Raw genomic sequence first — 17,530 nt, forward strand, 5'->3', positions numbered from 1 at the left:
GGAGTGAAGGAGATGTCATACCCAGTTACGGAAGAAACGTTAGCTTTGATTCCACGATATGGTCAATATGGTGAACCACAGACACTTGTCATCAAGGAGCATTCGGAAAGTATTTTAGAGGGTCATCCGATTAAGTTGATTGAAGAATCCTGTTTATATTTTGGTTCATCGATGCGTGGACGGATCGAAGCAGCGCGACATATTCTTGGTCCGAACCGAAAGACACCTGTTTTAGTAGATTGGCAGGCACAAACGATATTTTTTCCGACGACCGCAAAAGAAAAGGCGGAATGCATTTGGATCAATTTCAAGCAAATGAAGACTGTTCAAAAAAAGTCTGGAAAAGTACAGGTAGAGTTTCAGACAGGTCAATGTATTGATACGGACGCATCCGCATACAGCATCGAACGGCAACGAATCAAAACGTTGGAACTGGCGTATGAAATGCAACGGCGCTTCCAATTGCCGGAGTTTAAGAATCGATGAAAAGTGGAAACACATAACAGGAATCTTACTTATGTAAGGAGAAAGAAGTAGAGAGAGAAATCATAGGGAGGTGAAGCGGTAACTTTTACCGCGACACGATGAATGAATCATATGAATGGTTAAATCGCCGAAAATTGCAGCCTGGATTTGGTGCGACTGGAGGCAGACGCTTTATCAGTTCCCGCATCGTGCGTCCGGAAAATACACCGGGTAAACGAATCAAAGGAATCAAACGCGCGCGACAACTAGTCGTCGATGATGCCGGAAATCGCCGTTGGGTCACGAAACGAATCGTTGTGACGGATGCTGCGAAGCATGTCACGATGAATCGTCGAACATCGATCGCCTTAAAAGAGACGAATGAATCGCGACTTGAACAAGTCAAACAAAAACTAGCATCTAATAAAAAAGTCTTACTTCCAATCTTGGCGGCAACAGGAATCGCTGTCGCAGGTGGCGTTCTTGCCTATGTCCTTCGTCGGAAGAAAAAACAATCCGATCAATAAAAAAGAAGCCGTTCTCCAGTTGGGAGGACGGCTTCTTTTATGTCTTAAAGGAATCGTTTCCGTAAAGAAGTCGAAAGTGCTTTGTCTGCGATTTCTTCTAGTTCCGTCAAGTTCGTTGGATCAAAGCTATCATTGTAGAACCGACCTACAAAGTCGACACGGTCGTAATCGAGTTCCTTGAAAATCAAGTGTTTATGATCGTCATAAAAAACGACACGGTAGTAATCAGAACCGCGTTCAAGGGTGACGAGACCTTTGATATGGTCCAATTTTTTTTGTTCTTCGGTTTGTTCTTCTTCGAGTGTATCGTCCTCGTTCGTCGATGCTTCTGCTTGCTCAATCGCATTCTTTACGAGTTCCGGTCGTTGTTCTTGTTCTTCCGTCATGTTATATCGCCTCCATTTATTATTTTACATGGAAATGGACAGATGAGAAAGAAAAATCCCTCAGTCCATCTGGTGTGCTTCGCAAACACGTAAGACATTCGTTGCGCCAATCCGTAATCGCTCGAGGAGTTGGAGTCGCGCTTCTTCATTTGGAATCGTATCAAGAGAAGCTATTTCCATCAGTTCCAACCAACGGATGGCATGCTCTTTTTGAATCGGCAATAGCCGGTGAATCATCGCTAAACTCGTCGGCGGTTGATTCGGATCGCGTGGACCTCCTGTCATTTGGGTCAAGAAGGCGAATTGTGCCTGTTCGACACGGTGTCGATCATCAGGGAATAACGGACGCAATAAGGAATCATGGTAGACTTGATGATAGAACGAATGAATCAAAGAGGTGAGTACTTGCTCGCCTCCAAGCATTTCATAGAGCGACAAAAATCATCACCTGCCTTACATTAGGATGTGTTCTGATTATAGCAAATCCATATCGAAAAGACATGCGTCGAAAACAGTACATTTGTTCTTATTTGTGCGATAATAATGATACATAAAAACGTAGAGGAGGTTTTCTTGATGAACCATATGCACATTGGTCGTGCTGGTAGTGGGAAAACGACACAATTGATTGAGCGCGTCGTACAAGAACTCGAGCAACGACCACTAGGCGAGAAGATGTATTTCATCGTTCCGGATCAGATGTCATTTGAAATGGAGCGTCGGATTGCGACAGATGAACGGATAGCAGGTCTTGTTCGTCTCGAAGTCATGAGTTTACGGCGCTTTGCGTTTCATATTTTACGCGATTACGGAAATCAAGCAATTCCATTTCTCGATGAGACAGGAACACAATTATTACTCCGACAGGTCGTCGAGGAATCAGAAGACGAGTTAAAGATTTTTAAGCGTACGAAAAATATGCCAGGATTTTTCCAAGGACTTGATGAACTCATCGCGTCGTTTAAACGCTCATTGATCGAGCCAGATATGTTGCGTCAAGTGAGTGATCGGTCTCTCGAACGGTCACCAAAATTGAACGACCTTGCGTTGATTTATGAGCGCTTTGCGGAACGAATCGTCGATAAGGCACTCCATGCGGATGATTATTATACGACGTTACTTGAGTTGCTTCCGAAAGCGCGACTGGATCAAGCGACGATCATCGTCGACGGATTTTATGAGTTTTCGCTTCAGGAACAACAAGTACTGCTTGCCTTGATGCAACAAGTGGCTGAAATGCATATTAGTTTTACAATGGACGCGGCGGATCCTTATGCAAAACAAACGTCTTTTGGTGTGTCCCAGCGTTGCTACATGCAGTTGATCGGGCAAATGCAGGAACAATCGATTCCGTACGAAGAAATCTTGTATGAACAGCCAATCAAATTTCAATCAGAAGGGCTACGGCATTTAGAGCAGGCCTTGTTAAAGCCAGGTTATCCATCTGTCGATCATGACGTTGACGGCTTTCAGATGACAGCTGCAGTCAACCGGCAAGTCGAAGCAGAATCAGCCGTGCGGAAAGCGATTCAACTTGTTCGACAAAAAGGGTATCGATTTCATGAAATGGCATTCGTCGTACGACATCTTGAACCGTATGCGGATCACTTGGAACGAGCCTTCCACATGTATGATGTTCCGTATTTCTTGGATCAACGTGAGTCGATGATCCATCATCCGCTCGTTGACTTGATTCAATCTGCTTTAGACATCGTGACATCGGGTTATCGGGAAGAAACAGTCTTTCGTTTACTGAAGACGGAGCTCTTACCGATTCCAGCAGAAGATGCGCGTCTAGCGCTCGATCGTTTCGAGACGTTCGTGCTCGAACGCGGCATCAAAGGGTCGATGTGGCAACAACCGTGGCAATTAAAGCGACGCTTAGCAGAGGAAGTTCGCTTAACGGAAGAGGAAATCGCGCAAGAAGAGGAATTGAATCATCTCCGTACGTTCGTCGTCGACTTGATTGAACCGTTACACCGTCGGTTAAAGCAGGCAAAGACGATGAGCGCGTATACGAAAGGTCTTTATCAATTCCTCGAAGAACAAAAAATTGCAGAACATTTAATGGAATGGCGCAAGCAAGCATTAGAGCAAGATCAGTTACTTGCTGCTCGGGAACATGATCAAGTGTATGAAGCGATTCTTCACCTATTCGAACAGCTAGAAGCTGCTGCGCCTGAGCATACTTTATCAACGGACTTGTTCGTCCAAATGGTCGAGACAGGACTTGAGAGTCTGCGTTTTGCACTTGTCCCCCCATCGCTTGATCAAGTCATTGCGACGGATTATGTGCGTGGACGATTGCAACGAGTGAAAGTCGTCTTTTTACTGGGAGCGAATGATGGTCTGATTCCGTTCGTCCAAGATCAATCGAAGTTACTGTCCGAAAATGATCATGACTTTTTACATGAACATGGTATTCCGGTCGGAAAAGCGTCCCTCGATGTGTTTGATGATGAACTATTTTATCTGTATCAAGGGATGATGGCTCCAAGTGAAGCATTGTATGTCAGTTATGCGCTTGTCGATGAAGAAGGAAAGGCGTTGCAGCCGGCGGCAATCACGAAACAATTGAAGCGGCAACTGTTGCTTGATCGTCCGATCAAAACACAGTTTGCGGAGGCTGGCGAACATGCACCGCAAGAACAACTCGATTTCGTGACGAGTCCCGATCGCGCGGCAGCAGCGACGGCGATTGAACTCCGCCGTTTACAACGACGTTATCCGATTCAGCCAATTTGGTTTCAAGTATATAATTCACTTCTTGAAAACGGACAAGGGCGCGAACGAATGGGTCTATTCTCAAGTGCCTTGTTCTATCAAAATCAAGCGGAAGCGTTACCGGAAGGGTTGGCGCATCGCTTATATGGCGAGTCTCTGCAAGCGAGCGTTTCGCGTTTTGAAACGTATAATGCTTGCTCGTATAAACATTTTGCTCGGTATGGACTTCGTTTACGCGAGCGAAAGCTCTATAAATTCGAAGCGCCGGACATCGGAAATCTGTTCCACGGCGCATTAAATGATCTGTCGCTCAGTATCAAAGCTTCAGGACGTCACTGGCGCGAGCTCGATAGTGAGACATGTGGAGAACTTGCGAAGGAAGCTGTTGAAAAGGTGACACCAGAAATCCAGAATGCAATTTTGATGAGCTCGAGTCGATTTGGTTATATCAAGAAAAAGTTGACGGATGTCGTCGAACAGACCGCTAAGATGCTCGTAGAGCAGGCGAAGCGAACGGATTTTGAACCAGATCTATTTGAAATCAGTTTTGGGAATGCGACGTTTCCACCTTTACGCTTTACGCTACCAGACGGAACGGAAATTGAATTCACAGGACGCATTGACCGTATTGATCAGGCGATGATCGGTGACCAGTTATACGTCCGTATCATAGATTATAAGTCGAGTGCACGAGGACTGGATTTTGCGGAAATCTATTACGGACTCGCCATACAGATGTTGCTGTATTTGAAAACAGTCGTGGAACAGTCAGAGCTGCTGTATCAACAGCAGGCAAAACCTGCTGGTGCGCTGTATTTCCATGTTAAAAATCCGATGCTAAGAGGCGATTTATCTGCTGATGAAGCAGAACGTAATCGACTATTACTCGAGTCCTATCAGATGCAAGGCGTCATTCTCGAGAATGATGAGGTACTGCGAGCGATGGATCATATTGCATACGATGAACGAAAAAAATCCCCACTCGTCAAAGTGACCTTCACGAAAAATGGACTGCATAAATCACAGACGAAGGGTGTTGTACAAGAGGCAGATTTATCGGCACTGATGGATCATGCGTGGGAGGCATTAAAAGACAGCAGTCAAGATATCTATGATGGGGATATTGCAATCAATCCATTCGATTATCAGGAACGAACACCGTGTAATTTCTGCGAATATCGTTCAGTCTGTCAATTCGATGAATCACTCGGAAATCAATATCGTCCATTAAAACCGATGTCTGAAAAAGAGGTACTGGAACGATTGAAGGAGGATGAAGAATGAGCGTGCGTTGGACGGAAGAACAACAACAAGCCATTTCAGCAAGGGGAGGACATATCTTAGTCTCAGCAGCTGCTGGATCAGGGAAAACAGCTGTCCTCGTCGAACGGCTGACGCAACGATTGATCGATCCCGAAGATGAGTTGTCGGCGGATCGGATTCTTGTTGCTACCTTTACGAATGCAGCAGCGCGTGAGATGAAAACGCGAGTCATTGAGGTCATGGATCAGCGTATCAAAGAGGCACCGGATGATCTGTATCTAAAAAAACAACGTCAATTAATGAACCGGGCACAAATTACGACGATCCATTCATTCTGTCTATCGATTCTACGTGAGAATTATTACCGGATCGGTTTGGATCCGGCGTTTCGGATTGCTGACGAATCTGAACTGTTATTACTGCAAGATGATGTCTTAGAAGCGGTCTTTGAGTCGTTCTATGCCTCTGAGGATCCGGGATTCTATGATTTGATCGATAGTTATACATCAGATCGGGACGATCAAGCGATGCTTTCGCTGATTTCAAATCTCTACCGTTTTTCTCGATCCTTACCTGATCCGGAAGCGTTTTATGCGCATTTAATCAATCAGTACGATCAACCAATCGATCCGGATGAGTCTCCGCTCATGCAACGATTGGTCGAACTGGAATGGGAGACGTTGTCGAATCTACTAGGACGTTATCGAGAACTTGCTTTTGAATTGGAACAGTCCGGATATACGGAAATGGGACAGATGATGCGACAGGATATCGCTCCTTTTGGAGTACTTGAAACGTCAGTACGGCAATGGTCGATGGTTGCTCTTGCGTTTCAAGCAGTAGAATTCGGTCGTTGGAAAAGTCCGCGCGGAGATGAAGGCATCAAACCGTTCCAGACAGAGCGGACACGACTCGTTGCAGAATTCAAGAAAATGAAAGAACTGTTTGTCCAAAAAACAGGTGTCGATTACTTGGAGGATTTACGATCACAGCTCCGACATGTAGAAACGATTGTTACACTCGTGCGTCAATTCGCAAATGATTATCTCGAAGCGAAACAACAACGTGGAATTGTTGATTTTTCGGATCTTGAACATTTTGCATTAGAGATCTTGACGGAAGAGGGACAACCGTCGGATGTGGCAAAACTTCTAAAGGAACGCTTCGTTGAGGTACTGGTCGACGAATACCAAGATACGAATGAAGTCCAGGAACGCATCATTCAACTGGTTTCGAAAACGGACGAGGCAACAGGGAATCTATTCATGGTCGGTGATGTCAAACAGTCTATTTACAAATTTCGACATGCAGAACCAGGATTGTTCCTGGAGAAATTCAAACGATTCCAGCAGACCGACGTCGGAACACGCATCGATTTAACAAAGAACTTCCGCAGTCGCCTCGAGGTGTTGGATGGAACGAATCAAATCTTCCGCCAAGTCATGGATGAGACAGTCGGAGAAATTGATTACGATGAAGCGGCGCACCTTCGACTCGGTAATTTAAGTTATTTAGAATCAGAGCAAGTCGACCCTGAATTACTCTTGATTGATCCACTTGATAGTGAAAAAGAAGAAGTTGAAGCACGAGCGATTGCAACACGAATTCTAGAACTCGTCGACTCTAGACATCCACATCTGATTTACGATGCGAAATCGAACCGATTCCGGACATGCGAATACCGTGACATCGTCGTCTTGGCCCGTTCGCGCGGCAAGCGTGTTCAGGCACTCGTTGAAGTACTCGAACAGTATGAGATTCCGGTCTATGCAGATACGACGGGCGGATATTTCCAAGCGACGGAAATTCAAATCATGATGGCGTTACTCAAGACAATCGATAATCCACTTCAAGATATCCCGTTCGCCAGTCTGTTACGATCGCCGATTTTCGGTGTGGCGGACCGTGATCTAGGGCGGATTCGAGCAAAACAAAAAGAAGGAAGCTTTTATGAGGCGGCACTCGCGATGGCGACAGAGGAATCAGCACTTGGTATTCGAATAGACGAGATCATCCGTCAGATTCAAGCATGGCGAACCGAAGCACGTGGGAGTGCGCTTCCTGCCTTCATTCGATCATTGTTTGATCAGACTGGCTATTTTGAGTATGTCGGCTGTCTCGCTGGAGGCAGAAGTCGTCAAGCTAACTTAAATGCCTTATATGAGCGGGCAAAGCAATATGAGACGTCCGGTTATCGTGGGCTATATCGTTTTCTACGCCTGATCAATCGGTTGATCGAACGAGGAGAAGACTTCGCAGAAGCCCGTTCGCTTGGAGAAGACGAGGACGTCGTTCGAATCATGACGATCCACCAATCGAAAGGACTCGAGTTCCCCGTGACGATTGTCAGCCAATTGACGAAGCAATTCAACAAACAGGATCAAATGCAGGCCATTCAGTTGCATAAGACGTATGGCATTGCTCTAGACGCCATTGATCCGATTCGTCGTTTGCGATCTGGAACGCTACTGAAGGAAGTCATCCGTCGGGAAATGGATCGCGAGATGAAGGCAGAAGAGATGCGCGTCTTGTATGTTGCGATGACTCGAGCGAAGGAAAAATTAATTCTCGTCGGGACAGTCAAGGATTTAGAAGATCAAATGGTGGCCTGGCAGATGACGCCACTCGACGAAGTCTTACTACCTGAAAATGACCGGCGCCAAGCGAAGAGTTATGCGGAATGGGTCGTTCCGGCAGTCTTACGCAGTAGTTTACTACGTCCGGATGAGACGAACTGGTCGATTCGCATGATGTCTTTAGAGGAGTTAGCACCGTATCAAGAAATCTCAACACTCGTGGAGCAACTCGAACACGTCCAAAAGCTTGAAAAAATTGATGTGCCCGTCAATACGCACGTCAAAGAAATCGTTGAATCGGCATTTTCGTATCAGTATCCGCATCTACTCGCGACAGAGACGGCAGCGAAACAGACCGTTACGGAACTGAAGCGCGCAGAACAGTTGGAACGCGCAGCATTTGAAACGACGTATCGCCAGACGACGTATTACCGAACGCCACAATTCCTTGGACCTGTACTTAGTGGAGCGGAACGAGGAACGGTCCTACACCTAGCGATGCAATTATACAAACCGGATACAGCGATTTCAGAACAGATCGATCAATGGGAAACGATGGAACGAATCACACCTATCGAAGCGACGACGATGCGGGAAGCAACACCACAGTTGCAAGAGTTCCTAGACTCCGAGATCGGACAATTGTTCAGCGAACGACTACGGACAAACCACGTCTATCGAGAGTTACCGTTTACGTATAAAATCGGAGCATCACGTTTTCGGAAAGACTGGACGGGTCCAGTGGATGACGCAGTCATGCAGGGAATCGTCGACTGCTTGATTCAGGATGGGGAGTCATATATCTTACTCGACTATAAATCGGATCAAATCGTTACGACGGAAGTCGGACAGACACCTGCTGATGTGTTACGTGAACGGTATGCGACTCAATTGAATCTATACCAAGAAGCATTAGAAGCTATTCTTCATATTCGAATCTCGCGGAAAGTCATTTATGCTTTTGCTTTAGGAGAAACGATTGATTTAGTTTAATTTTACGACTGAGACCTCTCTTGTCCTCCTACTTCAGGTAGAGGCGAGGGAGGTTTTAGTATAGTTCGAAAGAGGGATGAGGAATAAAGGAATAAAATCAAGGTATGGAGTGATTTCCGTTTCTTATTGTGAAAAAACTGTGTAAAATAAAGAAGATATGTCACTTTAATGATGGATAATTTTGGGAGGTTTTAATAGATGGCACGTATTTTATTAGCAGAAGATGAAGATGTCTTACGTATGTTGGTACTTGATACACTAGAAGATGAAGGATATACGATTGATGAAGCGACGGACGGAGACGAGGCATATCAAAAAATCATGAACACGGAATATGACCTCGTTCTGTTGGATTACATGATGCCTGGGATGACAGGAATCGAAGTCATCGAAAAAGTTCGACAACATCCAGATAAGCAACACTTGAAAATTATGATGTTGACCGCTAAAAGTCAACAATCTGATCGAGAGCGCGCGGAAGAAATCGGTGCAAACTACTTCTTTTCGAAACCCTTTAGTCCTCTTGAGTTGATTGATGTAGTAGGAGGAATATTGAGTGATCACCAAGTGGATTAATCGAAAAATCGGACGCCAACTTATGGCATCCTTTTATGTCGTATTAGCTACATTGATGATTTCATCATTGATCGTCTACAACTACACGGATACGAAATTGCAAGCGACACGGGAGAAATTAGAAGACATCCGAGATCGCAGTGCACGCGCAGGGGCTCTATGGGAAGAATGGCAGGATGTTCAATTCAACATGCGTGGCTATGCCTTGATGGGAAATGAAGAATTGTATACCCAAGTCATGGCTCAACAAGATAAGATTGCTCAGCAAACGGATTGGTTCGAAAAAAATGCAATCTACGATCAAGGAAAGGCATTCGCCCAGTCCTCGAGAGAACTATATCAATACTATTTCGATGCAATCTTGCCGCTTGTTCAATCCTATGTCAAAGCGAAAGAGTCAGGAGATATTACAGAATCCTTCTTGAAAGGAACGACGCTAGCTGAATTGCCACTCGGTCAAAAGTTGTTAACTGAAGGAAAGATTCAGTTAGATAGTCAAGGAAACATCGATGTATTATCAGAGATTAATAAAAGTGAACTGGCACTCGGCGGTTATCGTGAATTTTTGGAAGATTGGGCACAACGGACAAGTGATCAATTGGAGCAGGAAATCCGAACGACGCAACTGATTTGGTTAGCGAATATCGTCGTTTTGATCGCTGTTTTGATCTTCTTCATCTATCCATTCATTCGTCGCATCACGATTGAATTATTGTCTCTCGTTAAGAACAGTCAACGGCTTGCGAATGGTGAAGATGTTTTAAGCGTCAAAGTACCGAATCGTAAAGATGAGATTGGTATTTTAGCACTATCGTTTAATCAGATGGCAAGTTCGATTTCTGAGAATAAACAGCATCTATTGGCAAAAAATGAAGAGTTGCAAGCCCAGCAGGAAGAATTACAAGCGCAGCAAGAAGAATTGCAAGCACAACAACAGGAACTTGAAGAAGCATTGGAACTGACGATGCGCAATGAACAACACCTTCAGTACCGGAATGATCTGACAGAGACGCTCGCGGCACGTGAATCGTTGACCGCTTATCCGGAAATCATCGAGAAGCTCGTCACGATCACGGATTCTGAAATTGGTGCATTAGTATTCGTCGATGAGGAAGAGAGTTATTCCGTCGTCACCTATGGTATGACGGATGAACTGGCAGAGCAGTTACTTCAAAACGATGCGTCACTGTTAAAACGAGCAGAATCACTCAAGACACCAGTTCACTCCTCTAAACAAGTCGTGAGCAATCATCCGTTACCGTACCCGTACTATATGTATGAAACGGCTGTGCCGATTCTCGATCCAACCGCAGATGATATCATCGCGTATATCTATCTGGTCCGTTACCGCGATCAGTTTACGAATGAACAGATGCGGGATGTCATGTCCTTCTCTCGTCAATTGTCGTTATCCCTTCTCCGGATGCGTTTGTTTGACGAGATGACGAGAGAAAAAACGAAAACGGAACGGATTCTCGATTCAATTCGTGAAGCGGTCATCTATCTTGAGCCAGGGAAAGAAGAGGTTTTCGTCAATCGACCACTGTACGATCTATTCCCGGAACTGCGATATGGTGTCCAGGCGGAACAAGAAACACTTCAAACATGCTTAGAAGTCATTCAATCCGTCGTCGATGAACCGGAAAACTTCAGTCGATATGTTGATTCAGTTCTTCGTGGAGAATTACCGACAGATAGTCTACAGTTCTCGATTAGAAACGAAACGGTATTCATTCAATTTTATGTCGAGGTGATTCACATTCATCAGGTGCATAAAGGAACGATGCTTGTCATGCGGGATGTGACGAAAGAAACCGAAATGGATCGTTTGAAATCAGAACTCGTTTCGACTGTATCTCATGAACTTCGAACACCGCTTTCTTCGATTTATGGTTTTACAGAGCTCATGCTCAATCGAGATATTGAAGAATCGCGCCAAGATCGATACTTACGGACGATCCATTCCGAAACAGAACGTCTTGCGAATCTCGTCAACGATTTCTTAGACGTCCAGCGCATGGAGTCAGGTACACAATCGTACAAAAAGACATCTGTGAACATTCATGCGATTGCTGAAGAAACGACACACTTTTATGCGGCTTCGACACAAGCCCACCGGATTACGTTCCGTCACGAAGGAAATCAGTTGCCTGTCATTGAAGCAGATGAAGAAAAAATCAGACAGTTACTCAATAATTTATTGAATAATGCGGTGAAATACTCACCATCTGGTGGTGCGATTGATGTCGTACTCACGACATCACGTGATCAAGTCATTCTTCAAGTTCGGGATGAGGGAATCGGGATTCCGAAACAATCACTCAGTCGTCTATTCGAAAAGTTTTACCGCGTCGATAACTCGGATAGTCGGAAAATCGGTGGTACGGGCCTTGGTCTAGCCATCTGTAAAGAAATCGTCACCGGTCATGGGGGAGAAATTCATGTGGAATCGGTCGTAAGAGAAGGGAGTCTTTTCACTGTCAAATTCCCACTCGTTCAGTCCACACATGTGACAATCTCCTGAAAAAATCATATAGCAACAAAATAACACTAGGTGTTCGTACGGAAATCAGATACGATGAAATAGGAAAAGAAAGGAGGAAATGAAATGCCAATCACAGCATTCGTTCACACACACGTCTTACTTTGGGTACTTTTATTGGTTACGTTCTTCGTCGCGTTTTCGATGTACAAGAACAATAAGAAAGCCGCAAAAGGCATTCATATGGCGTTCCGTCTTCTGCTTTTATTGACGTTCGCGACAGGTCTTTACCTGTACATTAAAATCATGGGGGTGTCTGAAAATCCAGATCCACTCTACCATGCGAAGATCACAGCAGGTCTTTTGACGCTCATCTTCGGAGAATTGACACTCGTTCGTGTCAAAAAAGGAAAAGCCTATTCCGGTTTCGTCATCGGATTCATCGTGCTTGTCCTTGTGACAGTATTCCTTGGCTATTCGCTTCCATACGGTATGAAGTTTTTCTGATTTTATGCGAAATCAAAGAGTCCTTTTCGACCTTTTGGGTCGAAAGGACTCTTTTTGTCGTGTCTGCTAGTAATTTTTGTTTACAAGTGGTTGTTATTTGGGAAAAGGGATGTATTACACAGTAGAGAGGGGAACGCTTGTGGCACAGTTGAAGGAATGGACGAAGGTCTTCCGGGCACGGAAATGGATGAAACGCGCAGAACCGGTGTTACCACTCTGGCATGGATACATCGGTTATAAATATGGGTTATTCGATGCTCTTCAATCGGGAGCGACGCAGGCGGAAGCGCAACTACGGATGCGACGTCCGCTGACACAGGAAGCGTTATCCCGCTGGTTTGAGGTTGGCGTAGCTGTCGGTCATTTAAAGAAAAAAGATTTACGTTATACGGCGACGCGTCATGTATTGCCAGAACTTTCTCAATCAGACGATCGTAGTATCGGTTTTATGTTATCTGAGATGATGGAGCTACATTTACCCGCCTTGTTCTCTTATCCACAATTCCTAGAAGAGGGGCAACAGAAAGTCTTTAATGGAGAAGAACATGGCGACATCGTTGCCGAAACGTCGGCACTTGTCGAGACCGTTGCTTTCCCGGCTGTACGTCATATCATTCGAAGTCGCAATCTGACATCACTGCTCGATATCGGCTGTGCCTATGGCGGTTATCTTCGCAAAATTCATGAAGCGTTACCTGAATTGCGGCTCGCTGGAATCGATATTGAAGAGTCGGTCATCGCCGAAGCGAGACGACGAGATACGAGTGGAGAGATTGACTTCGTCGTCGGAGACATCAAAACGTTTGACGTAAAAGAAACGTATGATGGTGTCATGATGAATAATATTTTGTATTACTTCCCACAACCGGAACGTCTTGCTTTACTAAAAGGGGTACGCCGTTTCGTCAAAGATGATGGAACAGTCATTCTCGTCACTCCACTTCGTGACAGTTCACATGGTGCACCGTTCTCAGCAGCATTCAATGCCTTTATGACGCTGCATGAGAATTTGTATCCATTACCAAGCCAGGAAGAATTGAAAGAAGATTTATCGAAAGCTGGGTTTGGAAATATTTCGATCACACCATTCTTAAAAGAAGGTGCTTGGTATATCGTGACTGCAAACGCCACTTCCTAAGCGAAGTCTGGCGTTTTTACAGTTGGAAGACAGTTCAAATTTGTCGCTCTTACTATGTGCTTAGTATAATAGTTGAAACGATGAGAGATAAAAAGGAGAGATTTGGGTGAAGCGACGCGTAGCAGTGATAGGAGCAGGACCAGGGGGACTTGCATGTGCCTTGTTATTAGCAGGAAAAGGAGTAGACGTCACCGTTTATGAAAAACAACCGCAAGTCGGTGGACGAACTTCTGCCGTCAAGCTAGGTGAATACACATTTGATCGAGGACCGACTTTTCTTAATATGCCGCATATTTTAGAAAACGTCTTTCACGAAGCCGGTCTACGGTTAGAAGATTATTTAGATCTAAAGGCACTTGATCCGATGTATACACTCTATTTCAAAGGTGGAACAGAACAGTTCACGATGACGACGGATCGGGACCGGATGAAAGAGACGATCGAGCGCCACTTTCCGGGAAATGGGGAAGGGTACGATCGATTCATGGCAGAGCAAGCGTTAAAGCTCGGTAAGTTGATGCCGATTCTACAGACACGTCATGACCGATTAACGGACTACTTGTCACCGCGTGTCTTAACAGCACTTCCGCGTCTCTCACTCGGGCGATCACTTTATGATGTCTTGTCCGACTATTTCACGAGCGAAGAACTGAAGTATGCCTTTACGTTCCAAGCGAAGTACTTAGGGATGTCGGCTTGGGAATGCCCAGGAGGTTTCTCCATCTTGTCTTACATGGAACATGCATACGGTGTCCATCATCCGATTGGTGGGATGCATCAGGTGCCACTTGCGATGCAACGTGCCATCGAAGAACTCGGTGGAGCGGTTCAGTTAGGTACAGGTATCAAGCAATTGATCTTAAACGGCAAAGTCGTCGAAGGGGTCATCCTTGAGTCAGGTCAGCATGAGTTATTTGATGAAGTCATCGTCGGTGCTGATTTCGCACATGCGATGAATCACCTTGTACCGGAAGGAGTACTGAAAAAATGGTCCCGACCAAAAATTGATCGCAAAAAATTCTCGTGTTCGACGTTTATGTTGTATCTTGGCGTCAATCGGACATTCGATGCGCCACATCACACGATTTATTTTGCGGAAGACTACGAGAAAAACGTTCGCGAGATGACGCAGACTTTAGAATTATCCGATGATTTTTCATTTTATGTTCAAAATCCATCCGTTCTTGATCCGACACTAGCACCTGAAGGAAAGTCCGCCATGTATGTGTTAGTTCCGGTTCCGAACAACTACTCGGAACTCGATTGGTCGATCGAAGGACCAAAATTACGTCGACGTGTTCTGGATACGCTTGAAACGCGTTCACCGTATCAAGGGATTGAAGCGGCAATCGAAGTCGAAGAGATGTTCACGCCGGACGATTGGGAAGCGATGGGGATCCATCAAGGAGCGACGTTTAACCTTGGGCATCAGTTGACACAGATGATGTATTTCCGACCGCATAACCAGTTTGAAGAGCTGGATCACTTGTATCTTGTCGGGGGAGGCACACACCCAGGGAGCGGCTTACCAACAATCTTCGAATCCGCGCGTATTACGGCAGAACTCGTGCTCAAAAAAGAAGGGGTGCGGACATGAAAATAGGATTCGTAGGAGCAGGCGTCGGAACACTGCATGCAGCACTTTTGCTGACAGCAAGACATCCGGGAGTCGAGATTACGATTTTTGAAAAAGAAGCGCATGTCGGTGGTCGATTACGATCCGTCGATTTTGAATCCGGTGGACGCATCGATGAAGGTCCGACAATCGTCTTGATGCCAGGTAAGTTGAAAGAGCAGTTGGCAGAAGCAGGCGTGACGGGAGTAAAACTCGAACGCGTCGATCCATTGTATGACCTTCACTTCGACGACGGGACCGTCGTTACGAAAGTATCTGATGTCGTGGACCAAGCCATTGCGATCGAACGCCAATTCGGCGAAGGTCGTGGATTTTATGAATTCATGCATCAAAAAGAAAAGGATTATAAGACGAGTGTATCGAAATTTTTAGAACGTGGTTATCGTCGGAAAACGGAGCTGTTGCATCCAGAAATGATGCGTCCATTATTACAGATGCACGCTTTAGAGACAGCGCATGATCATTTGAAGCGATACTTCAAGAGTAAATATTTGCGCATGGCATACAGTTTCCCAACATTTTATATCGGAGGAAATCCGTATACGACACCATCCATCTATGGTTTGATTCCATACCGGGAACAAGCAGAAGGTGTCTGGTATGTAAAAGGCGGTTATTTCTCACTTGCTGAACGCATGTATGACACATTAGTCGAACGAGGTGTCCGGTTCGTCTTCGAGGCACCCGTTGAACGAGTCGTCGTTGACCAGGGACAGGCGAAGGAAATCGTCTTACAAGGTGGAACACATGAAGCATTCGATCAAATCGTACTAAATGGAGAGTTTCCATTAATGGAACGTCTTGTGGAAGGTAAACAACCTAAAACATATACTCCTTCAGGCGGGACGCTATTGCTGTATTTCAAGATGAAAGGGAAAGTTGACTTACCGGTGCATCGATTTTTGATGCCGAATGACTTGGAACCACTCATGACAAACATCTTTAAAAAAGGACGATTACCTGAACATCCGGCAGTCTATCTGTTCCATCCGAGTCAGATTGATCGTAGTTTAACAGGAACGGACGATAGCGTCGTCTATTCATTAATTCCTTCTCCTCGTGGCTATGGTGTGAAAGATTATGAAAAAGTAGACTTCGTCGAGACCGTACTCGAAAAAATCGAGCATCATCATCCGGGATTTCGGGAAAAGATACAAGAAATGAAGATTCGTACACCGAATGATGCACAGGCATTTGGACTATACGAAGGTGGCAGTTTTGGAATTGCTCCGACGATTCGTCAATCAGCTGCCTTAAAGACACAGGCAAAACCATATCCAGATATCGATCGACTATATGCCGTCGGTGCATCGGTGCATCCGTGTGGAGGAGTACCAGTCGTCATGATGGGCGCAACGATACTCGTAAACCGAATGGAACAAGAGATGGGGTGGAAACATGAATTCAGTGACGATCCAGAACGCGTATATCAAATGTGAGGAAGTCATTCAGTCCGGATCTAAAACGTTCTATAAAGCCTTTTCACTCTTACCAAAAGCAGATCGACAAGCTGTTTATGCGATTTATACATTTTGCCGGTTCCTCGATGATACCGTCGATGAGTCGGATACGCCGAAAGAGAGTCTACTAGCTTTCTTGAATGAATTCAAACGATTCCGCAATGGTGAAGTACTAAATAAACCGTTATGGATTGCGTTAGCAGATGTATTTGAACGTTACGAAATGGATGAGACACCCTTTCTCGAACTCGCGGAAGGTATGCGTTGGGACATCGAGAAAAATCGTTATCAGACGCTTGAGGAGACAGAGCAATACAGCTACTACGTAGCGAGTACTGTCGGTTTGATGTTGTTGCCCATCCTTGCACCGCAACAGCCTGATCTCCGTAAATCTGCTATTGATCTTGGAATCGCGATGCAACTAACGAATATATTGCGAGACGTCGGAGAAGATGCAAAACGCGGCCGCATCTACTTGCCCCATTCATGGATGGAGACATATGGTGTCACAGCGGAGTCATTACTCGCTGGTCGCCCTTCAGGAGACTTCATTGGTCTTTGGGAAGAGGTTGCACTTCGAGCAGAGCATCTGTATGATGCGGCGATTCCATCGTTTGATCGGTATCCGCGGGAGAGCAGACGCGCTTTAAAGGCAGCTGCCTTCTTATACCGTGGTATCCTCGATGCGGCACGGGATAATCATTACGACGTCTTTACGAAGCGGGCGTACGTCAGCCGTTGGCAAAAGATGAAGTTGCTCGCAACGATTTAATACAAGACCATAGAAAAAAGACCTT

13 protein-coding genes are annotated in these 17,530 nt (G+C 45.3%); 11 read left to right on the forward strand and 2 right to left on the reverse strand.

Going from position 1 to position 17,530, the window contains the following annotated elements; translation table 11 throughout:
- Window positions 1-12: 12 nt before the first annotated feature.
- Together B3S86_RS02040 and B3S86_RS02045 are read left to right on the forward strand one after the other, a co-directional pair.
- The gene (locus B3S86_RS02040) at window positions 13-486 is read left to right on the forward strand and encodes a competence protein ComK (RefSeq protein ID WP_035409368.1); all 474 of its coding nucleotides are present in this window, start codon (window positions 13-15) and stop codon (window positions 484-486) included.
- A 98-nt stretch (window positions 487-584) separates the two neighbouring features.
- Window positions 585-992, forward strand: a complete 408-nt coding sequence (locus B3S86_RS02045) for a hypothetical protein (protein ID WP_023467385.1) — start codon at window positions 585-587, stop codon at window positions 990-992.
- 44 nt (window positions 993-1,036) lie between these two features.
- Here B3S86_RS02045 and B3S86_RS02050 read toward each other — a convergent pair whose 3' ends face one another.
- Complete coding sequence (locus B3S86_RS02050; RefSeq protein ID WP_029340963.1) at window positions 1,037-1,378, reverse strand: hypothetical protein; 342 nt, start codon at window positions 1,376-1,378, stop codon at window positions 1,037-1,039.
- Between the two features lie 60 nt (window positions 1,379-1,438).
- Complete coding sequence (locus B3S86_RS02055) at window positions 1,439-1,816, reverse strand: truncated hemoglobin (RefSeq protein ID WP_231496881.1); 378 nt, start codon at window positions 1,814-1,816, stop codon at window positions 1,439-1,441.
- 138 nt (window positions 1,817-1,954) lie between these two features.
- Here B3S86_RS02055 and addB point away from each other — a divergent pair, with 138 nt between their 5' ends.
- The 9 genes from addB to B3S86_RS02100 all read left to right on the forward strand — a co-directional run bounded on the left by addB (window position 1,955) and on the right by B3S86_RS02100 (window position 17,505).
- Window positions 1,955-5,386 carry a helicase-exonuclease AddAB subunit AddB gene (addB, locus tag B3S86_RS02060; protein WP_290748667.1) on the forward strand — a complete coding sequence of 1,144 codons (3,432 nt, stop codon included), beginning with the start codon at window positions 1,955-1,957 and terminating at the stop codon, window positions 5,384-5,386.
- On the forward strand, window positions 5,383-8,934 hold the full coding sequence (addA, locus tag B3S86_RS02065; protein ID WP_290748670.1) for a helicase-exonuclease AddAB subunit AddA: 3,552 nt from the start codon (window positions 5,383-5,385) through the stop codon (window positions 8,932-8,934). Before addB ends, addA begins: the two co-directional genes overlap by 4 nt.
- Before the next feature lie 198 nt (window positions 8,935-9,132).
- A complete protein-coding gene (locus tag B3S86_RS02070) occupies window positions 9,133-9,510 on the forward strand; it encodes a response regulator (protein ID WP_035409361.1) in 378 nt (125 codons plus the stop codon).
- Complete coding sequence (locus B3S86_RS02075) at window positions 9,491-12,034, forward strand: HAMP domain-containing sensor histidine kinase (RefSeq protein ID WP_290748674.1); 2,544 nt, start codon at window positions 9,491-9,493, stop codon at window positions 12,032-12,034. Before B3S86_RS02070 ends, B3S86_RS02075 begins: the two co-directional genes overlap by 20 nt.
- A gap of 84 nt (window positions 12,035-12,118) precedes the next feature.
- Window positions 12,119-12,499 carry a DUF1516 family protein gene (locus B3S86_RS02080; RefSeq protein WP_056060012.1) on the forward strand — a complete coding sequence of 127 codons (381 nt, stop codon included), beginning with the start codon at window positions 12,119-12,121 and terminating at the stop codon, window positions 12,497-12,499.
- A 139-nt stretch (window positions 12,500-12,638) separates the two neighbouring features.
- Window positions 12,639-13,637 (forward strand): class I SAM-dependent methyltransferase, encoded by a 999-nt coding sequence (locus tag B3S86_RS02085; protein ID WP_035409355.1) that lies wholly within the window; start codon window positions 12,639-12,641, stop codon window positions 13,635-13,637.
- Window positions 13,638-13,743: 106 nt separating this feature from the next.
- A complete protein-coding gene (locus B3S86_RS02090) occupies window positions 13,744-15,234 on the forward strand; it encodes a phytoene desaturase family protein (protein ID WP_290748678.1) in 1,491 nt (496 codons plus the stop codon).
- A complete protein-coding gene (locus tag B3S86_RS02095) occupies window positions 15,231-16,712 on the forward strand; it encodes a phytoene desaturase family protein (RefSeq protein WP_035409351.1) in 1,482 nt (493 codons plus the stop codon). The genes B3S86_RS02090 and B3S86_RS02095 overlap by 4 nt, the downstream gene beginning before the upstream one ends.
- Entirely contained in the window at window positions 16,672-17,505 is an 834-nt protein-coding gene (locus B3S86_RS02100) for a phytoene/squalene synthase family protein (RefSeq protein WP_056060016.1), read from the forward strand. Before B3S86_RS02095 ends, B3S86_RS02100 begins: the two co-directional genes overlap by 41 nt.
- Window positions 17,506-17,530 lie beyond the last annotated feature (25 nt).

Source organism: Exiguobacterium sp. UBA3968 (assembly GCF_002385115.1).
Lineage (GTDB): Bacteria > Bacillota > Bacilli > Exiguobacteriales > Exiguobacteriaceae > Exiguobacterium_A.